The organism is Cyanobacteria bacterium GSL.Bin1 (genome assembly GCA_009909085.1).
In the GTDB taxonomy this organism is placed as follows: domain Bacteria; phylum Cyanobacteriota; class Cyanobacteriia; order Cyanobacteriales; family Rubidibacteraceae; genus Halothece.
Window position 1 is genome coordinate 1 of record JAAANX010000195.1, and the last position, 20,413, is coordinate 20,413.

The window sequence follows — 20,413 nt, forward strand, 5'->3', positions numbered from 1 at the left end:
TGGGTGGAGGGTCGAAAGTGGTCAATTAAGTTGAACGATTCACAAAAACACATTTTGCGCTTCCTCGGTTCAGCCTGTCAAAAATATTATTTCCTTTGTTAAGGAACCTGCTGAATGTAGGGAGGAAAGCAACGTCGAGAAATATATTGGCATCGACTTAGAAGGGGGAAGACATTCCCAATGCAGTCAACCCGATCTCCTCTGGGATGGTAAAACGATTCCTTTGGAGGATAAGAGTATTGATTGCGCGATCACCTCTGGCACCAAATCAAAGATTCGATTGAACCGAAGTCTTTGAACATTGCCCTAACCCTGAAATCATTATGCAAGAAAGAAATCTGGCGTTTGCTTAAGCCAGGAGGAACAATCTTTTCTAATTAAATACAAGATGAAAACCTTCTTGTGAAAAGTGCTTATCGTGAGAGAGCACTTCTTGAATACCCATTTGTCGCATCACTATCATTGAAATACAATCGGTCAGACTATATCCTTTATCTAAACGCTGTTCATACAACTCCAAGCCTAGTTCTCGTAACTGCAAATTATAAGAGATTACTTCTATATCAGGTTCTTGTAACATTTTTTTATATAGCAAAAGGGCTTTTTGTTTCATTAAAAACCCCCTAGAGGAAGCATAGTTAAGAACTTCCTCAACAATGCCATCTGTGGTAATTATTTTTTGATTTGGGTGATTATAAGTATAATTAAGGACAGTTTGATGCCAGTTATCTCTAGGGTTGAATAAAGCAATCCAATAAAAAGTATCAGCAAAAACTGGCTTCATTATTATCGTTTTGGAACTCCATAAATATAATGATCATGTTGTTCAGCGCTATCAGTAGGAAGATTATTTAAGATATCTTCAGGAATATCAGCCACTAACTCCTCTGCAAATGCTCCTAACGACTGCGTATTTTCCGATTGCTCATCAGATTGTTGGCGATGATGCTTAATCTTAGCGAGTAACAAAAAGTCAAACACTTCTTCGATGATAGGTTGTGGGGCTGTCTCTAGTTCTCGGAGTAATTGCTCTTTAATTGTCATTACTTGGTTTTCTCATTAACTCTCTCCCTAAAGCTAATGTATCACAAGGCTCTACCGCTTAATCCGTCTCCGTCCGATCTCCTCTGGGATGGTAAAACGATTCCCTTGGAGGATGAGAGTATTGATTGCGCGATCGCGACTGAAGTCTTTGAACATTGTCCCGATCCCGAGATCGTCATGAAAGAAATCTGGCGCGTACTCAAACTAGGGGGAATCCTCTTTTTCACCGTTCCCTTCCTCTGGAATCTCCACGAAACCCCTTATGATGAGTATCGCTATACGCCTTTTGCCCTCAAAAGACACCTCACCCAGTCGGGGTTTACCGAAATCGAAATTAAAGCGATGGGCGGGTGGGATGCAGCACTAGCGCAAATGCTGGGTTTATGGGTGCGTCGTCGCTTCAATTAGAATGAAAAACAAAAAGTAGTGCGAATCATTTTATCTGGGTTGCTTTTCTCTATCAGCGCGATCGCGCTCTTAGATCCCTTACCCCCAGATTTTGCCGATATTGAGATGAAACCCGTCCAACACATCTTCCCCAGAAAGAACCGTCGGAGTTTCTAAGATTTCTACCGCTTGTTTTTTGGCTCCAAGAATTAGCGGAATTAGCTGAGGAACAGGCAAACCAAGCCCAACAACGAACCGAACAACTGGCGACTAAACTGAGAAAATTAGGTATTGACCCTGATCAAGTTTGACTTGCGTGCTTAACCGAAGGTTACTGCAGCGCGATCGCGCAAGCCGCTTCTCGCAGGGAAAATCACGCCCCAAAAGAGTTCAAGGAAGAAGCCATCAAGAGTGCATCGCGCTACTAAAAAATACCTAAGCAAGCCTGCCAAATCCCGATGGTATAATCAATCTTATCAAGGATCATTTTGTTGTGTTCTCAATGAAACTAACCTAAATAAAATGTCGCATCTCTACGAAAAAGATTATGCAAACTGGGCAGAAATAATGGCAAACTTGCTAGCGGAAAAGCAGTTTGATGAACTAGATATTGACAACTTGGTTGAGGAAATTAAGGATTTGTCGAAACGAGAACGAGATAAACTGATTAGTAGTATTCGTTTAATAATCCATCATCTTCTCAAATGGAAATATCAACCGCAGAAACGCTCAAGAAGCTGGCAAATTACCATTGAACGAGAACGCAATAATATTGACCTGTATCTAGAAGATAGCCCCAGTTTAAGACAATATCTTGCGTCAGAATGGGTGAATAAAGCCCACCGCATTGCTCGTTTAGATGCAGCTAAAGAAACAGACTTAAATTTTCCGAAAGAATGTCCTTTTACTATTGAAGAAATTTTAGATTTTAATTATTTCCCTGCAAGTGATGCTGAAAAAGGAAGTGATTGATTTTTTAGAAATGAGAATACAGCGCGATGTTCTCTGCGGGAACCGGCTTGCGCGATCGCGCTCTTAAATCCCTTACCCCCAGATTTTGCCGATATTGAGATTAAACCCGTCCAATACATCTTCCCCAGACAGGAAATTAGGCGCTTCTAAGATTTCTACTGCTTGTTGGGCGCGATAAATCGCAACCTGCTTGTTTTTTGGCTCAATTAACCAACCTAAACGCGAGCCATTTTCCAGATATTCTTCCATTTTTGCCATCCCTTGGGGCAAGGAATCTGAAGGTGACAGTAGTTCCATGACAAAATCAGGACACAGGGGGAGAAACCCTCTTTTTTCCTCTGCTGTCAGTGCATCCCATTTTTCTAACGGAATCCAAGCCGCATCCGGCGATCGCTGCGCGCCATTGGGTAACGAAAATCCCCCGGAAGAATCAAACGTTTCTCCTAGCCCAGTTTGGTCATTCCAATTAACTAAAGCAGCAATCAGTTTAGCGTTCCAAGCACTGGTTTCTCCACCGGTGGGAGACATAATGATTAACTCTCCTTTCGCATTCAGTTCGAGCTTTGCTTCGGGGTTGGTTGCACAGAGGGTGTAGAATTGTTCTTTTGTCAATTGAATGAGGGGGTTGAGATTGAGAGTGGTAGCGCTCATCAGTGAACTGGTGTGGAGTGAACAAACGGAATGTCCTTTTTTCATCTTAGCGACCGGATAGCGCGATCGCGTCCCCAAATACTCCAATCAAGACTAATAAGGCTCTCCTAGGGAGTTATGAAAAATAATAGCAAATAACGCCCAAAAAAATTGCCATGCAAGCTTTACGGAATTGTAAAAATCAAATTTTACCAAGTAATTCATAAAGTTATACTCCTTATTATTGTTGATCTAAAATGAAGGCGAGCCCAACCAAAACATCTAAACTTGAGAAGCCTAAAGTTTTAAGCAATTCACAAGGAAAATTATGACAAAATTCACAATTGAAATTCCAGATCAACTGGCTGAACAACTAGAGAATTACCTACAAACTCATCCTGAGGAAAGTGTAGCCGAACTCCTCGATGAGGTACTACAAATGAAACTGACCCCAAAAGATAGTAAAAAGTTACTTACTCTAGCTGGTATTGTTACTGACGCTCCCAGAGGTGCAGTTGACCACGCTGAGGACTTTGAAGATTGAGAAAAATTGCATTAGATGCGGGTCCCCTAATTGGTTTGTTCTATAGGAAAGATATTTATCATCGAGAGTGTGTGAGAGGTTTTGAACAGTTGGCACAACAGCAAACTATCTTGTTGACACCTTTACCCATTCTTTTCGAGGTGTACAAATGGTTATTACAACGTACCCAGCCAACAGTTGCACACAATGCCTTGGCAGTAATGCAAGACAGTCTTCATCTACTTCCTCTAGAACAGAGTGATTTTGAACAAATACAAGATATAGTGACTGAACTTCCCCAATGGCAAGGTTCCCTAGAAGATGCGACAGTAGTCTTCACCGCTTTACGATATCGTAGTCCAGTCTGGACTTACAACTTTCGGGACTTCAGCATCTTCCAAGCTTTAGAATTTTGGACTCCTGATCCAAAACGAAGGCTGAAATAAAATCAAGAAGCGCCCAGTAATTCATCAAATGAATCCTTCTGATATTCCAGCAAACCGCTAAAACAGATGACTATTTGTAACCAAGAACGTAAACAGAAGCAACGTCGAAAACAAGGCTTGCAAATTGCTCAACAAGCCGCTAAATTGCTGGTTAATAAATATGCAGTAGAAAAAGTTGTCCTGTTTGGCTCATTGCTAAAATCATGCCCCATTCGCGATCATTCTGATATTGACTTAGCTGTTTGGGGGCTTGCTAATCAAAACTATCATTCAGCGCTTAATGATGTGTCAAATCTGACCATTGATTTTTCCTTTGACCTGGTGCAACTTGAATCCGCTTCATCCAGTCTAAAACAAGTTATTCAACAACAAGGAAAAATCATTACAGCAAATGGGATGGAACTGTCTGATTTAGGTAGGATAATCTCACTTTCTTCACGAGAACAACCAATGAATCAATATGCCATCCTGTTTAGCCAGATTGAGGAAGAAAGCCAAGACATTGAGAAACTCCTAGAGAAAAATAAAGTCCTACTAGAATAAGTTCAGAGCAACACAAGACGAAGATTATATCGGAACTATTGCACTCAACCTACATAGCTTTTATTCCGGTGCAGAGCGCATTTTGAAACAAATTGCCCAAACCGTTGATGGTTCTGTACCCGACACCCCACAATGGCATCGCCAACTCTTAAGACAAATAGACATCTTCAGAAATGAGAAGCTAGTAACGGACTGTCAAGGCTTTCAGCTTTGTTTTTAGACTTTATTGGAGATGTCTAATGGCTACTCCAATACGGGAAATTCGACCGGCAGTTTTAAGCCCTGACACGTTCGAGAGTCTAAATGACTATTTTTCCTTTCGCCATGTTGTTCGGAATCTTTATACGTTTAGTCTAAACTCAGAGCGAGTTGAACCTTTAGCAGAATCCTTACCGATGTCTTGGCATCGTTTGCATCAAGACCTAGAATCATTGCTCAGCACGTTTAGCTCAAAAAACTAAAATACCGTCAAAATAATAAGCGCGATCGCGCATCATGTCAATTGAATGAGGGGGTTGAGATTGAGAGTGGTAGCGCTCATCAGTGAACTGGTGTGGAGTCAACAAACGGAATGTCCTTTTTTTCATCTTAGCGACCGGCTCGCGCGATCGCCTCTAGCAGACGCTTCGCGTGAATCACGCACTATCCCTCAGTAAAATGAAAGCAACGCCTGTTCTCAAAACCGATCATGACGACCACTCCCCTAACGCTACCCACCCAAAACGAACTCCCCTGTGATGATGGTGTACCGATGGAAACCCAACGCCACAAACTGCAAATGGACTTGCTGATCGATGCCCTTTATCCTTGGCTAGAACAGCGAGATAATGGCTACGTGGGAGGCAATATGTTCATCTACTACAGTGCCGCCCAAGTTAAAAATCAAGATTTCAAGGGACCCGACTTCTTTGCGGTTTTAAATGTCCCCAAAGTCGAACGAAAAAGTTGGGTGGTTTGGGAAGAAGGGAAAGCCCCCGATGTGATTATTGAACTCCTCTCGGAAAGTACCGCCACCCAAGATAAAACCGTCAAAAAAGAGATTTATCAAAACCAAATGCGAGTTCCCGAATACTTCTGGTATGATCCGTTCAACCCCGAAGATTGGGCAGGATTCACCCTTGTCAATGGTAACTACCAAGCCCTGCAACCGGATGCTCAAAACCGCTACCAAAGCCAACAATTGGGGTTAGCCTTAGTACAGTGGCAGGGGGTTTATAAAGGAGTGGAAACCGTCTGGCTGCGCTGGGCAACCTTAGACGACGAATTGCTACCCACTCCCCAAGAATTAGCCGAATTAGCCGAACAACGCGCAAACCAAGCCCAACAACGAGCAGAACAACTGGCAACCAAACTCCGAGAGTTAGGCATTGACCCCGATTCCGTTTAAAAATACATTCAAATCATAACGCAATGGCTTCGCTTCCGTAGGGAACATCGTGCAAATTCAACACATCTTCCCCCAAAATTTCAGCCAGTTTAGGGAGTGACTCAATAATTGGTTGTCCGGCATAATACGGGCGAAAGCTCTTTTATTCTAGAGTAATTGTCGCATTCCAAATTAAAGTTTATGGTTCGTGCTCATGTTTATATTTTGGGGAAAGTGCAAGGCGTTGGTTATCGCCTTTCGACCCAAAGTGAAGCGGTAAAGTTAGGCATTAAAGGCTGGGTGAGAAATGTGTTTGATGGGAGTGTGGAAGCGGTTTTTGAAGGGGAAGAAAAAGCAGTGGATCAAATGATTCAATGGTGTCATCAGGGACCCCCGTCTGCAGTGGTTAGAGAGGTTCAGGTGGAGTACGAACCCCCAGAAGGACTCCCGGAGTTTCAAGTGGCAGCATAACGAATAATTTCGGCAATTTGCCCCGCACTATCTTGAACGGCAAGGGTTTGTGCGTTTTCTCGCATCTTACTGAGGGTTTCGGGAGAGGCAAGCCACTGTCTGACAGTTTTTTTCAGGAGTTCGGGGGTTAAGTCTTCTTGTCGGTAGCACACGGCTGCACTTGCATCCACAAAGGCTTTGGCATTATAGGCTTGATGGTCTTCAGCCGCGTAAGGATAAGGAATGAGAAGCGACGGGGTTCCGGTAATCGCAAGTTCGGTTAAGGTTCCGGCACCGGCGCGACTAATGGCAAGGGTTGCCCGTTGCAGGAGTCCTGCCATATTATTGTAGAAAGGAAAGGTGTAGTACTGAGGATGTTGGAAGCTCTCCACTTCGCGATCGCGCTCTCCGGTTAAATGGACGACCACTGCCCCAGAATCTAACCAAGCACTGGCACTGTCCCGCACCAGTTGATTAACAGCTACGGCGCCTTGTGAGCCACCGAGGGCAACAATTAAAGGCGCATCTTCCCGAATGGGTAAGTCGAGAGGTTGAGGAGAGTGAAAGGCTTTGCGCACCGGCGTACTCACCCAAATGCTGCGCTGACGGGGAAAAAATCGTTCGGCACTAGGGAATCCCAAGGCAACCGTATGACACCAACTGGCAAACCAACGCGTCACTTTTCCGGGAATGGCGTTGGATTCATGAATAATGACGGGAATACCCCGAATCCGAGCAGCAATAATCGCTGGGGCAGCAATGTAGCCACCAGTGGTAAAAACAGCTCTAATTTTGTGTTTTCTCATTATAGAAAGCACTTTTGTCACTGCTGGCGGTAGTCGAAAGGAAACCCCAATTGTTCCCAATGCTAAGCGCTTTTTCATCCCCTCGATGTTGACCGTTGTTAGGGGGTAGCAAGCGGGAACCAGTTTCGTCTCCAGGCGGTTGGGAACGCCTAACCACTTGATATTGTAGTCGCTTAACTCTTCTGCCACAGCCAGGGCAGGAAATAAATGTCCACCGGTACCACTGGCTGCAATTAAAAGATTGGGTTTCTCGCTCATGTTTCCAATTCTTCCACCGTTGCACTCCCATTAGGTTTTAACCAAGCAATGCGGTTAATTCTTTTTTGTTGGGCATAGTTTCTCATTTCATTTATTGACCCTTGGGCTAACGCTAATTCTACTCGCAAATCAGGGGTATTAGCACGTAATTGTTGCGCATAATTTAAAGCGGCAACTTGAGCATTACTACTTTCAGGAATGACTAACCAGTCACTCGCCGGGGTGGTTTCGGGTAGCTTTTTTTGTCGGAGTAAACAAGTTTGTAGTGCTTCTAAATTAAGGGCAAATCCAATTCCCGGTCGTGTTTCCCCTTGGGGATGATAGAGTCCTAACAGTTGGTCGTAGCGTCCCCCCTGTCCGATAATGCCAGTTTCGCGTCCCGTTTCTGCAACCACCTTAAAGACAATGCCGGTATAGTAGTCAATGGTTTGTAATAAACTTAAATCGAGGGTGAGAGAAAAAGACGCTGTTTCTGTTAATAATTCCAGCAGCGATCGCAGCTTAGTCACAATCGTTTTTCCCACTTCATCTAAATCAAGCTGAGAAACTTTTTCTAATACTGTTTCTGGGTTTCCTCTTAAGTCAAATAACAGTAATGCTCGTTCTCGTAATTCCGGTGTCAAAGGTAAGTTTTCCAAACTCACGCGGTCTAAATTGGCGATACAATAGCGAACATCGGCTCTGACTTTTTCTGGAAATGGTTCGAGGAGCGATCGCGTTAATCCGGCTTCCCCTAGCACTAAATGCCATTGTTCCATGCCGACCTGCTGCAGACAATCGCGGAGTAATAGAATAATCTCGCTATCGGCTAAAACCCCAGTTGCCCCAATTAGTTCGACACCGGCTTGGTAGGATTCCATTTGTTCCCCATGATGCCCTTGCGAAGAACGAAAAACATTGCCGTTATAAAATAAGCGTTGAGGATAGGCTGTCCGTTCCATCCGCGTCACTACCGCGCGCGCGATCGAGGCGGTAAATTCTGGACGTAACCCCAAGGGTTCATCGCTACCATCCTGGAGTTGAATCACTGTTGAGGGTTCAATCGCGCCCCCTGCGGTAAGCATCTCCACCCATTCGAGAGTCGAAGTAATAATTTGCTGATATCCCCACTGCGAAAATACGGCTTCGAGGTTTTGGGAAAGCCATCGCTTTTGCCTTACTTCCACAGGAAGCCAGTCTCTTGCACCGGCGGGAGCTTGATGAAGCATAAATGTTGAGGTCATTACACTGCACTAACCTAAACCGAGTCCTCTCTCAGTTAATCATAAGTTGGGGTGAGTTCAAACCATTTCAATTAATCTGGAGTTGATCGCGGCTGGGCGGTCATCGCAGGCACCGGACTTTGAGTCCGGTGTACCGATGACCAACGGTCACTCGCAAGCCCCGGAATCGAATTCCGGGGAACGAGTGACTTGAGCGAAAAACGCTCAGAATCAACTCCAGTTTTTTAATTAGAAAATGAAATAAGAAGTACTGCTTCAGCTAAGATTAGGGAAGGAGTACGTGATCAACTACATGAATGACTCCATTGTCGGCTGTGATATCTGCTTTCACGACATTGGCATCATTGACTTGTACTCCCTCATCAGTGGAGATATAAACTGACTTGCCGCCAACTGTTTTGAGTTCTCCATCAACAATTTGGTCAGAGGTTACTTCACCCGCTACAACATGGTAAAGGAGAATGTCAGTGAGTTTATCTTGATTTTTGGGTTCAAGCAACGAAGACACAGTTCCCTCAGGAAGTTGAGCGAATGCATCATCGGTCGGCGCAAAAACGGTGTAGGGACCTTCCTCCTTCAGGGTATCGGCAAGTCCTGCTTCTTCTAAAGCAGTGGTCAAGGTTTCAAAAGAACCTGCTTCTACTGCGGTGTCAACAATATCGGCAGATAAAGCCGGCAGACTGTTTAATGCGAAGAAAGCAACGCCGATCAGGGTAGCGAGAAAAGATTTTAGTAAATGCATGGTGAATTATGAGAAGCGGCTGTCTTTAGCTTTACATTTCTTAGTGTAACAACTCAGCTTCGTGTCGAAATCTTCTGCAAGTTTTAACCCAGGTGCTTCGGGGTGAGGTGAGTGATTATTGTTTCTGAGATTCGAGTCCCGCGGTAGTTACTAATAGATTACGCTGCCGTTATTGGGCTTCCAATTCTGCTACTTTATCTTCTAAAGTTTGGACCCTTTCTTTCAGTTCAATGACTAAAGTCGCTAGGCGGTCAAACATTTCTGGAGAGGGAGGAATCTTGGATTGCCGGGGAGAAGGAATTTGTGGTGTTGGTGTAGAGGAAGGAGTGCGAGAAGGTTGATTAACCCGAGACACTTGTGATTCGATATTAGAAAGGCGCGATCGCAGCTGGAAAATTTCGGCTTCCAAGCGAGAAATCCGAGATTCTAAGCCAATACTTTGGGCGTTACTGAAACGAGGGACAAACACCAATAATAATAGTAAGAGTAGAAACAGTAACCAGAAGCGTTGAGTCATGCGTAAAATTATCATTGGCGTCATGGGACCGGGAAACGGCGCAACAAGAGAAGACAAGACCTGCGCTTATGAACTGGGATACGCGATCGCGCAGCAAGGTTGGGTCTTACTCACCGGAGGACGTAACCAAGGTGTCATGGCAGCTGCCAACCAGGGGGCAAAAGCTGCTAATGGGTTAACTCTCGGGATTCTCCCCACTGCTGATGAGACTAACATATCTCAAGCAGTAGACTTGGCTGTTTTTACCGATATGGGCAACGGACGCAATAATATTAATGTTCTCTCTAGCCAAGTTGTGGTTGCTTGTGGTATGGGAACGGGAACGGCTTCGGAAATTGCCCTTGCCCTCAAAAATGGGAAACCAGTGATTTTATTTAATTCTTCTGCGGTGGGAATTGAATTTTTTCAGTCCTTAAGTCCACAACAAGTTTACGGGACCGATAAGGTCGAGGGCGCGATCGCGCTCATTCAATCTTTACTTTAACTAACTTCAATTTGAATAATGCTTGCTAGTTTGTCCCGAAAGCGGTACGCTCTAAACCATCCTTCACAATTCGCTTTGATATTCAAGAGTCAACAATGGTCGCAGTTGCAGTTTTAGCCGCCGGACGGGGTACCCGGATGAAATCCAATCTTCCGAAAGTGTTGCATCATTTGGGAGGCAAGTCGATGCTAGAGAGAGTTTTAGACAGTTGTGCGTTAATTCAGCCCTCACGCTATTTTGTGATTGTCGGCTATGCAGCAGAGGAAGTGAAAGCCAGTCTGGGTCATTGGGAGAATGTGGAATTTGTGATCCAAGAACAACAATTAGGAACCGGTCATGCCGTTCAACAGTTATTGCCAGCCTTAAAAGGCAGTGAGGAAGATGTACTCGTCCTCAATGGCGATGTTCCCCTCTTACGTCAAGAAACACTACAAGAATTGCTGGCAACCCATCAAAGTAATCATAATGCTGCAACCTTACTCACAGCGCAGTTAGAAAATCCGCACGGGTATGGAAGAGTATTTTGTAATGAAGGCAACCAAGTGCAAGCGATTATTGAAGATCGCGACTGCACTCCAGAACAAAAACTGAATCAACGGATTAATGCGGGGGTGTATTGCTTTAACTGGCAAAAGCTAGCGGCAATTTTACCGCATCTATCTGCCGAGAATGACCAGAAAGAATATTATCTCACTGATGTATTTACCTCTCTCTCGCCAGTCATGGCAATGGATGTTGCGGATGTTGAAGAAATTAGCGGCATCAACCATCGCAAACATCTCGCTGATGCTTACACAACCTTACAACAACGCATCAAAGAAAAGTGGTTACTCGCAGGGGTGACTTTAATTGATCCCGATAGCATTACCATTGACGAAACCGTTGAGTTATCCCCTGATGTCACCATTGAACCCCAAACGCATCTCCGAGGAAAGACCGTCATCGGATCAGGTTGTCACATTGGTCCCGGGAGTATGATTGAAAATAGTCAACTCGGGGAAAATGTTACAGTTCTCTATTCCGTGTTGAGTGATAGTACAGTAGACGCCGGAACCCGTATTGGACCTTATGCCCATCTGCGAAGACAAGCGAAAGTTGGTTCGGGTTGCCGAGTGGGAAATTTTGTGGAAATGAAGAATACTCAACTGGGCGAGGGGTGCAATGTTGCCCACCTATCCTACTTAGGGGATGCGACTTTAGGCACTAAGGTCAATATTGGTGCGGGAACGATTACCGCCAATTACGATGGCGTGAATAAACACCAAACCCACATTGGCAATTCCTGTAAAACTGGCTCAAATAGCGTGTTGGTCGCCCCGCTGACCTTAGGTGATGAAGTAACAGTCGCTGCTGGATCCACTGTCACAGAAGATGTTCCAACAGATGCCTTGGTTATTGCGCGATCGCGCCAAGTGATTAAGCCTGGCTGGCGGTTAAACAGTGACCAGTGACCCCTTTGGTGAGAAACAGGTATTAATTATAGTCATTCCAAATAAAAACCAACAGTGTGATTGCCATCGTCAGGAATGCTAGTTCTGTGGAAGAGGCGACTGAAATCGATGTCAATGACTTTCAACTATTTACCTTCCAGTAAAGAGCAAAGCGTAATAGACAATTCCTCCTGATAACAATGAAAACCAGAACTGACATTCCATTTCGGACACACTCAACGGTAAAATCAGCAAGGGAGTAACTAACAATATAACTCGCTCTCTCATCAATATAGTAAGCCCAGATAACAGGAGGAAATGAACCGTGGCGAAAAAAACAATTGCCAGCCTCACCGAAACCGATATTAGCGGTAAACGAGTCTTAGTCCGCGCTGACTTTAACGTTCCCCTGAACAAGCAAGGGGAAATCACTGATGATACTCGGATTCGGGCTGCCCTCCCGACCATCCAAGATTTAATTCAAAAAAATGCGAAAGTTATTCTTTGCAGTCACATGGGTCGTCCCAAAGGAGAAGTGAAAGAAGAGCTTCGTCTGACGCCGGTGGCTGAACGTTTATCTCAGCTACTCGGACAAGAAGTGGTCAAATGTGATGACTGTATTGGGGATGCTGTCAAACAAAAAGTCGATGCGTTGGCAAACGGTCAAGTTGCCTTATTGGAAAACCTTCGCTTCCACTCCGAAGAAGAAGCCAACAATCCTGACTTTAGTCAAAAACTTGCCGCTAATGCTGATGTTTATGTGAATGATGCCTTTGGTACTGCCCACCGTGCCCATGCTTCTACAGAAGGCGTCACTAAACATCTTAGCCCTTGTGTGGGTGGTTATTTAATTGAAAAAGAACTTGATTATCTCAAAAATGCGGTTGAGAACCCCCAACGTCCTTTTGCTGCGATTATTGGCGGCTCTAAAGTATCTAGTAAAATTGGTGTCATTGAAACTTTAATTGAAAAATGTGATAAGTTAATCATCGGCGGTGGGATGATATTTACATTCTTCAAGGCACGAGGGATGAGTGTCGGTAATTCTCTCGTTGAAAACGATAAACTCGAGCTAGCAAAATCTTTAGAAGAAAAAGCAAAGGCAAAAGGGGTAGAACTGCTCTTTCCCACAGATATCATTATTGCGGATAACTTTGCCGAAGATGCGAATACTCAAACCGTTACTGTGGAAAATATTCCCAGTGGTTGGATGGGGTTAGATATTGGTCCAAAGAGTGTCGAAGCGTTCAAAGAAGCCCTTGCTGAATGTAAAGGGATTATTTGGAATGGTCCGATGGGTGTCTTTGAAATGGAAGCCTTTGCCAAAGGAACGGAAGCCATTGCTCGCACCTTAGCTGAATTAACCGATAATGGTGCAATTACCATTATTGGTGGCGGTGACTCCGTTGCTGCAGTGGAAAAAGTTGGTGTTGCCGATAAAATGAGCCATATCTCGACCGGTGGTGGTGCAAGTCTCGAACTGCTAGAAGGAAAAGAACTCCCCGGTATTGTTGCACTCAATGATGCTTAGATTCAATTCATAATCAGTAAGGTGGGTGAGGCCCACCCTACTTCGGTCTTGTTTATAAACTTCCTGCTGCTAAATGACTGAGTTGGCGAATATTGGTAATGGCTAAGGTTTCTTCTGCTTGATGTAATTCTAACCAGCCTTTGCTTTGAAACTTATGTAAAAACTTTTGGGTTTCTTCTAAGCTCAAATCAGAGAGATCAGCGAGATCTTGTTGGGGAATGAGTAAAATTTCCATACCTTCTTCGGTGGGTTTCCCATAGGTTTCCCCTAAACTGACTAGGGTGTGCGCTAACTTGACTACGGGCGGATGATGGTGGAATTGCAACCGGATATCCATTTGGCGCAGTCGGCGGACAGTAATTTGTAACAGTTTATGATGCAGTTGCGGATCTTGGAAGAGGATCTGGATAAAGCGTTGAGCAGAAACACTGATTACTTTAGTGTCACTGAGCGCAACGACTTCTGTGGCACGAGGGGGCTCATCTAAGATTGCACTTTCACCAAAAAAGTCTCCTCGTCCTTGAATTGATACAGTAATGGGAGTTTCATTATACCAACGTCTTGCTTTGACCCAACCCGAAACAATAAAATAAACGGCATTTCCCCAAGATTGATCACAAAGGATCGTTTCTCCAGCTGTAAAGTCTTGTTCAAGGGCAACAGAGAGTAACCAGTCTAAGGTTTCTGTTTCTGCTGCATTAAACAAGGGGAAAATCTCACTGACAATTGTACTCTCCATTAAAAATTGCTTGACTGATATTGAATTAATCACCAATTAACTAGAACGTTGGCTGAAATTTAAGATAGATTTTTAACGATTTATCGATGCTTAATGAGTTCTTGCAATTGTTGACGAATTGCTTCCACTCGTTTGCGATTAACTCCTAAATCGGATTTTCCTAACCGAGAAGCCGAGCGAACATGAATCACTTGATTAATATCATCTTTATGAAATTCAACATCATCGACAAAGCCCATTAATTTACTTTTAAACTCAGCATAAAGATAGTTTTCTGTTTCTTCAATGATTGTGGTTCGCTCCATATTTTTAACCACTCTTGTGAGATCAGCGATCTGAGCATAAGGCAGTGGTTCAATCGCATGTTCACGATCGCTGCTTTGGCTAGAAACACAATTGGGAGTATTGGGACAAGGGGTCAGTTTTCCTGCTTTGACACCGAGGTTAGTGGGTCGTTTTCCGGCAAACATAAGTCTTTTTTTAGGTAATCTATTTTATCAAAAACTAAGGTTTAAAAACGGGAGCAATTTCTGTGTGGGGAGGAAGAGGAAAATCCATGATTGGCTGCGCGATCGCGCTCAGTTGGGTGAAGTTCTCAATGACGCTGTCTCGGTATTCATCGGGAAGGGCTAACCCTAACAAGTCAGCCGTTTGTTCTACATAAGCAGCATAGTTAATTGCAGGCGGGGAAGGATGAGGTGAACTTGAATCGTTCATGGTTAAAATCGCATTCAATACTAGGCATATTGTGACATACTTCCCTGCCCCCTTCGCGGTTGAAGAAAAATTAGCCACCAAAACTGAGATCATTTGAGAGAGCGCGTTACCAATTTCTCTTCGATCATTTCTCAGTAACCGTGATTCCTTCTTGAACAGGTTGGAACTATTCGACTGAAGCTTGATCGGTTTAATTACTTTTGAGAATTGGTACCAATCCTGCTTTGAGCGTTGGTTAAAGATTACGCCTTCGGAAAACGGAAGGCGCCTGCGCGTGACCGTTGGTCAAGGAGAAAATTTTCCAATGAGTGCACTTTCACTCGCTGATTATTTTCCAAGATAAGCTTCCAAGACTTCCGAGTTACCCTGAATTTCTTCCGGTGTGCCGTGAGCTAAGTTGGTTCCTTCTGCCAAAACCCAAATTTCCTGGCAAAGAGACATAATAACATCCATATTGTGTTCAATAATGAGAAAAGTAATCCCCTCTTCATTCCACTGTAAAACATGGTCACTGATTTGATTAATCAGTATGGGATTGACCCCAGCTGCCGGTTCATCGAGCAGGATCAGTTTGGGGTGAGTCATCATTGCTCGAGCTAGTTCAAGCAGTTTTCGTTGTCCTCCGGAAAGTGCCCCAGCGTATTCGTAGGCTTTGTCAGCCAGTCCCACTGATTCTAAAAGCATGAGAGCGCGATCGCGCTGTTGTTTTTCCTCTCGCTGCACTCGTCTGGGTTGGATTAACACCTGAAACAAGTTTTCTCCGGTTTGTTTTTGTGCCCCTAACAGCATATTTTCCAACACGGACAAGCGAGAGAGAACGCGCGCCACTTGAAACGTCCGGACCAATCCCCGTTTTGCAATCCGATGCGAGCGTAATTTTTGAATGGGTTTGCCATCAAATTGAATTTCACCGCTGTCAGGAGTAATAAAGTTAGATAATAGGTTAAATAGCGTGGTTTTTCCAGCACCATTGGGGCCGATTAAGCCCGTAATACTCCCTAATTTTACTTCCAGGGAGACGTTTTGTACAGCTTGGATCCCGCCAAAACTTTTACTCAATCCTTGGGCAGAAAGGAGCGCCAAGTTTGAGGTTTCTTCGGTGACAGTTACCGGATCGGACAAGGAATGAGACTTATCGACCAAGAGTGAGTTCCTCCTTTTTCCCTAAAATACCTTGTGGACGAGACACCATTAATACCATTAAAATCAAACCAATGACGAGGATCCGAAACGCCCCGAGACGAGCATCGTCAATCCAACCCAACTCGGGTAGAACAAAGCGCGTTAGAGAATCATAAGCCCAGAAAATGACGGCACCGAGAAGAACGCCGCCATTATTACCTGCCCCTCCGAGCACCACAATGGTCCAAGCATAAAAGCTAATGATGGGCTGGAAGTTACTGGGATAGATGGTGGTTAATTGCCAAGCATAGAAAGCACCGGCAATGCCAGCGATCGCGCCCCCGAGCATGAAGGCTTGTAGTTTATACCAAAAAACATCTTTTCCCAAAGCTCTGGGCACTTGTTCATCTTCTCGAATCGCTTTCAAGACTCTTCCCCAAGGAGAGCGCACTAAACTTTCGACAATCGCGTAGAACACAGTCAGGGTGATCAAAATGAGTAACATCAGTCCCGACTTGTAATCATAGTTAATCAGAGCGACGACACTATTGACATAAATGACGCCCCCCAACAGCACAGCAAATAAGCCCCAAAACCGCAAATCGAGGGGAAATCGTTTGATGCCCCGTTGTTGTTTTCGGGTTGCAAACTCAATTTGTAAGCGACGTTTGAGTTGCCAAAGACCAAATAGCGCGATCGCAGTCAAGATGGCAATCATGGTTCCCTTACTCAGCCAATTCGGATTAAAGTTGCCCAGCGGTAAGGGAAATCCTTGGATGCCAAATGCCCCTCGCGTTAACCATTCTTCATTGAGGGCAATCAGTCGCAGTAACTCCGAAACGCCAATGGTGACAATGGCAAGATAGTCTTCTCTTAACCGTAAAGTAGAAAGTCCGACAAAAAGTCCCAGTAGCATTGCTAATAGCGCTCCCGCGATCGCAGCAACCAATAGCGGAATCCCTTGCAGACTCAATAAAATTGTTGTGTAAGCTCCCACGGTCATAAAAGCAACATGACCAAAATTAATGAGCCCGGTGTAGCCCCATTGGATATTTAAACCGAGAGCAAAAATGGCAAAAATTCCCGTGGAAATGGTCAGAAAAACTAAGTAACTTACCATGCTATTCCCTATGCTTGTGAGCTATTCTCTAGATTTTATCGGAAATTTTAAGTGATCTGCGATTGCTGGATTTAAGTTTGGAGCCCTGACCAACCCATAACAATTTGTCACTATTATCATAAGGAAGTCCTACACTTTTTTCCTTTTCAAACTTGATGAAAGGTTTGATTTTAAAGTGGTTAAGGAGCAGTAGTAGTCACTACTGCTCCTAAGAGCAAAGGTAAATTGAAAATAATTAACCAATAAAGCCGAGTAACAGTACTGCAATTCCACCGAAAACAGCAAGCAGGCTAAGCACAGCACCTGCATTCGGACTTCCTTTCCAGGAATATTTTTTATCGTCCATAGTTTGTTACAGTTCTTTACAAAACAGTTAACTCTATAATGACATTTTCTGCTTAAATTGTCACGGTGACGTTTGCGCGAAGATTAAAAACTGTGAAGCTATTTGTCTATGAGACCCCAGAGTTAACGCCAGGAGATTATCTCCCTGATTGTGCAGTGGTCATCGATGTATTGCGGGCGACAACAACAATTGCAACCGTCTTGGCTGCTGGTGCAGAAGCAGTCCAAGCGTTTAGTGATATTGACGAATTAATGAGGGTGAGTGAACAATGGCAAAGCGACCGCCGTTTGCGGGCAGGCGAGCGAGGCGGAGCGAAAGTAGAAGGTTGCGATCTCGGCAATTCTCCTTTGGAATGTACTCCAGAAAAAGTCAAAGGAAAGCGATTTTTTCTGAGCACAACCAATGGCACTCGCGCTTTACAACGAATAGAGAAAGCACCCATTGTGATTACGGCTGCATTCGTTAATGACCAGTCGGTGATTCACTATTTACAAAAAGAACAACCCGAAACCGTTTGGCTCGTTGGTTCCGGTTGGCAAGGCAGTTATTCTTTAGAAGATACGGCGTGCGCGGGTGCTATTGCCCAAGGCTTGCTTGGTCATCTTAGTTACCATCAGATCGAAACCATTGGCAATGATGAAGTCATTGGCGCGATCGCGCTTTATACGCAATGGCAAACTAACCTTTTAGAATTATTCCGTTTCTCTAGTCACGGCCAACGGCTCTTACGGTTAGCCCAAGAAGACGACTTAATTTACTGTGCCAAACGAGACTGTTTAAAAGTGATTCCAACGCAAAAAGAGCTGGGTGTTTTAATCGGGGCATAATGTTGTCTACAATGGATTGTGTCTTCCTTAGCCAGTGCAGTTGTACTTTGGTACGTTCCTAATGTTTCTGTTGAAAATTGCTCAACTGGGGAATCCTGTCATTCGCAGTGGGAGTGAACCCCTATCTCAGGAAGAATTAAAGACGCCATCTTTACAAAATCTGATTGATGCGATGATTCAGACGATGCGAGATGCCGATGGGGTTGGCATTGCGGCACCGCAAGTCCACGTTGCCAAGCAGATCATTGTGATCGAAGTTTCTCCCGATAATCCACGCTATCCTCATCGCCAAACCGTCCCCCTAACCGTGATTATTAATCCCGAGATCACCTCCCAATCAGAGGAGCAGCAAGAAGATTGGGAAGGGTGTTTGAGTGTTCCCGATTTGCGAGGGAAAGTTCCTCGTTCCTCTTCAGTGCGCGTTTCAGGACTTGACCGTTATGGCAAACCTTTAGAAATTCAGGCTGACCATTTTTTTGCTCGCGTTATCCAACACGAAGTCGACCACCTCAATGGCAAGGTGTTCTTAGACCGTTTACCCGATCTCAAAACCCTCACCTATCTCAAGGAATATCAAAAATATTGGCTGTCAGACACATTCGATTAAAACTGGCCTTGAAAATTGTCTCAATTGGAAATCCTTACCTGATCGCACAACGGAGTTTTTTTGATAAATGCTGGGATTAAGCCCAAACTTGCGACGAAAGGAGGTAACAAAGAGTCTTTCCTTATGTAAGCTCTAAACTTTCTTTTTTTAAAAGAGTAAGTTTTGGAATGGATGAGTATTTTTCCATCGGTAGGTGTTAAAGTCTCGCTGGTCAACAGAAAAAATTCTCCCATGTCCCAATTGTTCAGCTAGCATCAACTATCAGCAATCTTATCTTTCAGTAAAAATTAAGGCAACCCTTCCACAATCAAAAGCAGTAAGTAAACAGAAACCAATATGACCTATCTCGATACAACCGCACAATTTTATAAAGAAGTCGCTGAAACCCCAGAAGTGGGCTTATGTTGTGTTCAAAATGGCTCCTTTCAACTCCCCGGACTCAGTATTCCCACTACTATGCAGGAAATGAACTACGGCTGTGGCACAACCGTTCAACCCACAGAATTAGGGAATCAACCGACTGTCCTCTATGTTGGCGTTGGCGGAGGGTTAGAAGCCCTGCAATTTGCTTATTTTTCCCCTCGTCCCGAGGCTATCATCGCCGTGGAACCGGTTGCAGAAATGCGCGAGGTCGCCAAACAGAATCTTAATCAAGCTGCGAAACAAAACGAGTGGTTTGACCCCAGTTTTGTCAAAATTGTTTCTGGGGATGCCTTTAATTTACCCGTTCCTGATCAATCCGTTGATGTGGTCGCGCAAAATTGTCTGTTTAATATCTTTGAACTGCAAGACTTAAAAACCGCTTTGCAAGAAGTTTATCGCGTTCTCAAACCCGGCGGTCGTTTATTGATGAGTGACCCCATTGCCACTCAGCCGATTCCAGAAAAACTCCGTCAAGATGAACGGTTACGGGCGATGTGTCTGTCTGGGGCACTGACTTATACTGAGTATATGAATTGTTTAGTAGAAGCTGGGTTTGGTGAAATTGAAGTGCGGGCGCGTCGCCCTTATCGCCTACTCGATACCGCCACCTATGGCTTAAGCGAAGACCTACAACTCGATAGTTTAGACTCCGTTGCGTTGAAAGTTCCCACCCCCGCCGATGGTGCTTGTATTTTTACGGGCAAAACAGCGATTTATCGGGGTTCAGAAGAAACTTGGGATGACGGGAAAGGACATACTTTCCAAAAAGGCATTCCTTTAGGGGTTTGTGATAAAACCGCTCATCAACTTGCCCAACAGTTTCCAGACACCATTGTTGTTACTGCATCAACTTGGCATTATCAAGGAGATGGTTGTTGTTAAAGCGTTCTTTTAATTCTCCTTTCTCGGCTAAGTTGGATGCAAAAAAATATTAATCTCTTTATTATCAAAAACTCAGTTTCTACTTAGAAAAACGAGTGAAGATAATAATTAAGGGAAGGAAGATATAGGCAGATTCAACCCCTGAGGGATTAAGTTTTCCTTGATCCCTCTCTCTTCCCTCCCGAAAAAGCCAACAATTGCATTGGAGGGAAAGATAATGAAACGCTTTTTAACAGGTACTGTATTTACAATTTTCTTAGCAACAACTTCTACTGCTG

Annotated in this window: 26 protein-coding genes and 1 pseudogene; 14 read left to right on the top strand and 13 right to left on the bottom strand. The window is 44.2% G+C overall.

From position 1 onward, the window contains the following. Positions 1-373: 373 nt before the first annotated feature. Complete coding sequence (locus GVY04_22600) at positions 374-784, bottom strand: PIN domain-containing protein (GenBank protein NBD18818.1); 411 nt, start codon at positions 782-784, stop codon at positions 374-376. Between the two features lie 2 nt (positions 785-786). Continuing rightward, complete coding sequence (locus GVY04_22605; GenBank protein ID NBD18819.1) at positions 787-1,044, bottom strand: hypothetical protein; 258 nt, start codon at positions 1,042-1,044, stop codon at positions 787-789. Between the two features lie 36 nt (positions 1,045-1,080). On the opposite strand from GVY04_22605, the gene GVY04_22610 reads away from it, so the two are divergent. Then, positions 1,081-1,452 carry a methyltransferase domain-containing protein gene (locus GVY04_22610; protein NBD18820.1) on the top strand — a complete coding sequence of 124 codons (372 nt, stop codon included), beginning with the start codon at positions 1,081-1,083 and terminating at the stop codon, positions 1,450-1,452. Positions 1,453-1,530: 78 nt separating this feature from the next. On the opposite strand, the pseudogene GVY04_22615 reads toward GVY04_22610, so the two are convergent. Beyond that, a pseudogene (locus tag GVY04_22615) lies at positions 1,531-1,626 on the bottom strand (Uma2 family endonuclease). A 327-nt stretch (positions 1,627-1,953) separates the two neighbouring features. On the opposite strand from GVY04_22615, the gene GVY04_22620 reads away from it, so the two are divergent. Next, positions 1,954-2,403, top strand: coding sequence for a DUF29 family protein (locus GVY04_22620; protein NBD18821.1), 450 nt, complete (start codon positions 1,954-1,956; stop codon positions 2,401-2,403). Between the two features lie 72 nt (positions 2,404-2,475). Here the strand turns inward: GVY04_22620 and GVY04_22625 are convergent, their stop codons facing one another. Then, a complete protein-coding gene (locus tag GVY04_22625) occupies positions 2,476-3,054 on the bottom strand; it encodes a Uma2 family endonuclease (protein NBD18822.1) in 579 nt (192 codons plus the stop codon). Between the two features lie 307 nt (positions 3,055-3,361). On the opposite strand from GVY04_22625, the gene GVY04_22630 reads away from it, so the two are divergent. From GVY04_22630 to GVY04_22655, 6 genes are all read left to right on the top strand, one after another. Beyond that, positions 3,362-3,577: a hypothetical protein gene (locus GVY04_22630; GenBank protein ID NBD18823.1), complete on the top strand. Its 216-nt coding sequence runs from the start codon at positions 3,362-3,364 to the stop codon at positions 3,575-3,577. Then, on the top strand, positions 3,574-4,002 hold the full coding sequence (locus GVY04_22635; protein ID NBD18824.1) for a type II toxin-antitoxin system VapC family toxin: 429 nt from the start codon (positions 3,574-3,576) through the stop codon (positions 4,000-4,002). Before GVY04_22630 ends, GVY04_22635 begins: the two co-directional genes overlap by 4 nt. A 117-nt stretch (positions 4,003-4,119) precedes the next feature. After that, a complete protein-coding gene (locus tag GVY04_22640; protein ID NBD18825.1) occupies positions 4,120-4,545 on the top strand; it encodes a hypothetical protein in 426 nt (141 codons plus the stop codon). A 239-nt stretch (positions 4,546-4,784) separates the two neighbouring features. After that, positions 4,785-5,006 carry a hypothetical protein gene (locus GVY04_22645; protein NBD18826.1) on the top strand — a complete coding sequence of 74 codons (222 nt, stop codon included), beginning with the start codon at positions 4,785-4,787 and terminating at the stop codon, positions 5,004-5,006. Between the two features lie 227 nt (positions 5,007-5,233). Beyond that, positions 5,234-5,932 carry a Uma2 family endonuclease gene (locus GVY04_22650; GenBank protein ID NBD18827.1) on the top strand — a complete coding sequence of 233 codons (699 nt, stop codon included), beginning with the start codon at positions 5,234-5,236 and terminating at the stop codon, positions 5,930-5,932. Positions 5,933-6,112: 180 nt separating this feature from the next. After that, a complete protein-coding gene (locus GVY04_22655) occupies positions 6,113-6,382 on the top strand; it encodes an acylphosphatase (GenBank protein ID NBD18828.1) in 270 nt (89 codons plus the stop codon). Here the strand turns inward: GVY04_22655 and murG are convergent. The 4 genes from murG to GVY04_22675 form a co-directional block, all read right to left on the bottom strand. After that, positions 6,367-7,425 (bottom strand): undecaprenyldiphospho-muramoylpentapeptide beta-N-acetylglucosaminyltransferase, encoded by a 1,059-nt coding sequence (gene murG / locus GVY04_22660; GenBank protein ID NBD18829.1) that lies wholly within the window; start codon positions 7,423-7,425, stop codon positions 6,367-6,369. The genes GVY04_22655 and murG overlap by 16 nt on opposite strands. After that, positions 7,422-8,633: an ATP phosphoribosyltransferase regulatory subunit gene (locus tag GVY04_22665; protein NBD18830.1), complete on the bottom strand. Its 1,212-nt coding sequence runs from the start codon at positions 8,631-8,633 to the stop codon at positions 7,422-7,424. Before GVY04_22665 ends, murG begins: the two co-directional genes overlap by 4 nt. A 280-nt stretch (positions 8,634-8,913) precedes the next feature. Continuing rightward, the gene (locus GVY04_22670) at positions 8,914-9,390 is read right to left on the bottom strand and encodes a fasciclin domain-containing protein (protein ID NBD18831.1); all 477 of its coding nucleotides are present in this window, start codon (positions 9,388-9,390) and stop codon (positions 8,914-8,916) included. A gap of 169 nt (positions 9,391-9,559) precedes the next feature. Beyond that, a complete protein-coding gene (locus GVY04_22675) occupies positions 9,560-9,907 on the bottom strand; it encodes a hypothetical protein (GenBank protein ID NBD18832.1) in 348 nt (115 codons plus the stop codon). Here GVY04_22675 and GVY04_22680 point away from each other — a divergent pair. The 3 genes from GVY04_22680 to pgk all read left to right on the top strand — a co-directional run bounded on the left by GVY04_22680 (position 9,906) and on the right by pgk (position 13,352). Further along, entirely contained in the window at positions 9,906-10,391 is a 486-nt protein-coding gene (locus GVY04_22680; protein NBD18833.1) for a cytochrome, read from the top strand. The genes GVY04_22675 and GVY04_22680 overlap by 2 nt on opposite strands. Before the next feature lie 95 nt (positions 10,392-10,486). Continuing rightward, a complete protein-coding gene (glmU, locus tag GVY04_22685; GenBank protein NBD18834.1) occupies positions 10,487-11,842 on the top strand; it encodes a bifunctional UDP-N-acetylglucosamine diphosphorylase/glucosamine-1-phosphate N-acetyltransferase GlmU in 1,356 nt (451 codons plus the stop codon). A 304-nt stretch (positions 11,843-12,146) separates the two neighbouring features. After that, the gene (gene pgk, locus GVY04_22690) at positions 12,147-13,352 is read left to right on the top strand and encodes a phosphoglycerate kinase (protein NBD18835.1); all 1,206 of its coding nucleotides are present in this window, start codon (positions 12,147-12,149) and stop codon (positions 13,350-13,352) included. A gap of 52 nt (positions 13,353-13,404) precedes the next feature. Here pgk and GVY04_22695 read toward each other — a convergent pair whose 3' ends face one another. The 5 genes from GVY04_22695 to GVY04_22715 all read right to left on the bottom strand — a co-directional run bounded on the left by GVY04_22695 (position 13,405) and on the right by GVY04_22715 (position 17,050). Beyond that, the gene (locus GVY04_22695; GenBank protein ID NBD18836.1) at positions 13,405-14,091 is read right to left on the bottom strand and encodes a cyclic nucleotide-binding domain-containing protein; all 687 of its coding nucleotides are present in this window, start codon (positions 14,089-14,091) and stop codon (positions 13,405-13,407) included. 80 nt (positions 14,092-14,171) lie between these two features. Next, positions 14,172-14,561: a DUF1499 domain-containing protein gene (locus GVY04_22700; protein NBD18837.1), complete on the bottom strand. Its 390-nt coding sequence runs from the start codon at positions 14,559-14,561 to the stop codon at positions 14,172-14,174. Between the two features lie 34 nt (positions 14,562-14,595). Continuing rightward, a complete protein-coding gene (locus GVY04_22705) occupies positions 14,596-14,808 on the bottom strand; it encodes a DUF4089 domain-containing protein (GenBank protein ID NBD18838.1) in 213 nt (70 codons plus the stop codon). 327 nt (positions 14,809-15,135) lie between these two features. Next, a complete protein-coding gene (locus tag GVY04_22710; GenBank protein ID NBD18839.1) occupies positions 15,136-15,951 on the bottom strand; it encodes an ATP-binding cassette domain-containing protein in 816 nt (271 codons plus the stop codon). Continuing rightward, positions 15,941-17,050 carry a branched-chain amino acid ABC transporter permease gene (locus GVY04_22715; protein ID NBD18840.1) on the bottom strand — a complete coding sequence of 370 codons (1,110 nt, stop codon included), beginning with the start codon at positions 17,048-17,050 and terminating at the stop codon, positions 15,941-15,943. The genes GVY04_22710 and GVY04_22715 overlap by 11 nt, the downstream gene beginning before the upstream one ends. Positions 17,051-17,488: 438 nt before the next feature. Between GVY04_22715 and GVY04_22720 the strand changes: the two genes are divergently transcribed. The 3 genes from GVY04_22720 (at position 17,489) to GVY04_22730 (ending at position 20,135) form a co-directional block, all read left to right on the top strand. Next, the gene (locus GVY04_22720) at positions 17,489-18,223 is read left to right on the top strand and encodes a 2-phosphosulfolactate phosphatase family protein (protein NBD18841.1); all 735 of its coding nucleotides are present in this window, start codon (positions 17,489-17,491) and stop codon (positions 18,221-18,223) included. Positions 18,224-18,284: 61 nt separating this feature from the next. After that, positions 18,285-18,830: a peptide deformylase gene (gene def, locus GVY04_22725; GenBank protein ID NBD18842.1), complete on the top strand. Its 546-nt coding sequence runs from the start codon at positions 18,285-18,287 to the stop codon at positions 18,828-18,830. A 336-nt stretch (positions 18,831-19,166) separates the two neighbouring features. Beyond that, positions 19,167-20,135, top strand: coding sequence for a methyltransferase domain-containing protein (locus GVY04_22730; GenBank protein ID NBD18843.1), 969 nt, complete (start codon positions 19,167-19,169; stop codon positions 20,133-20,135). Positions 20,136-20,413 lie beyond the last annotated feature (278 nt).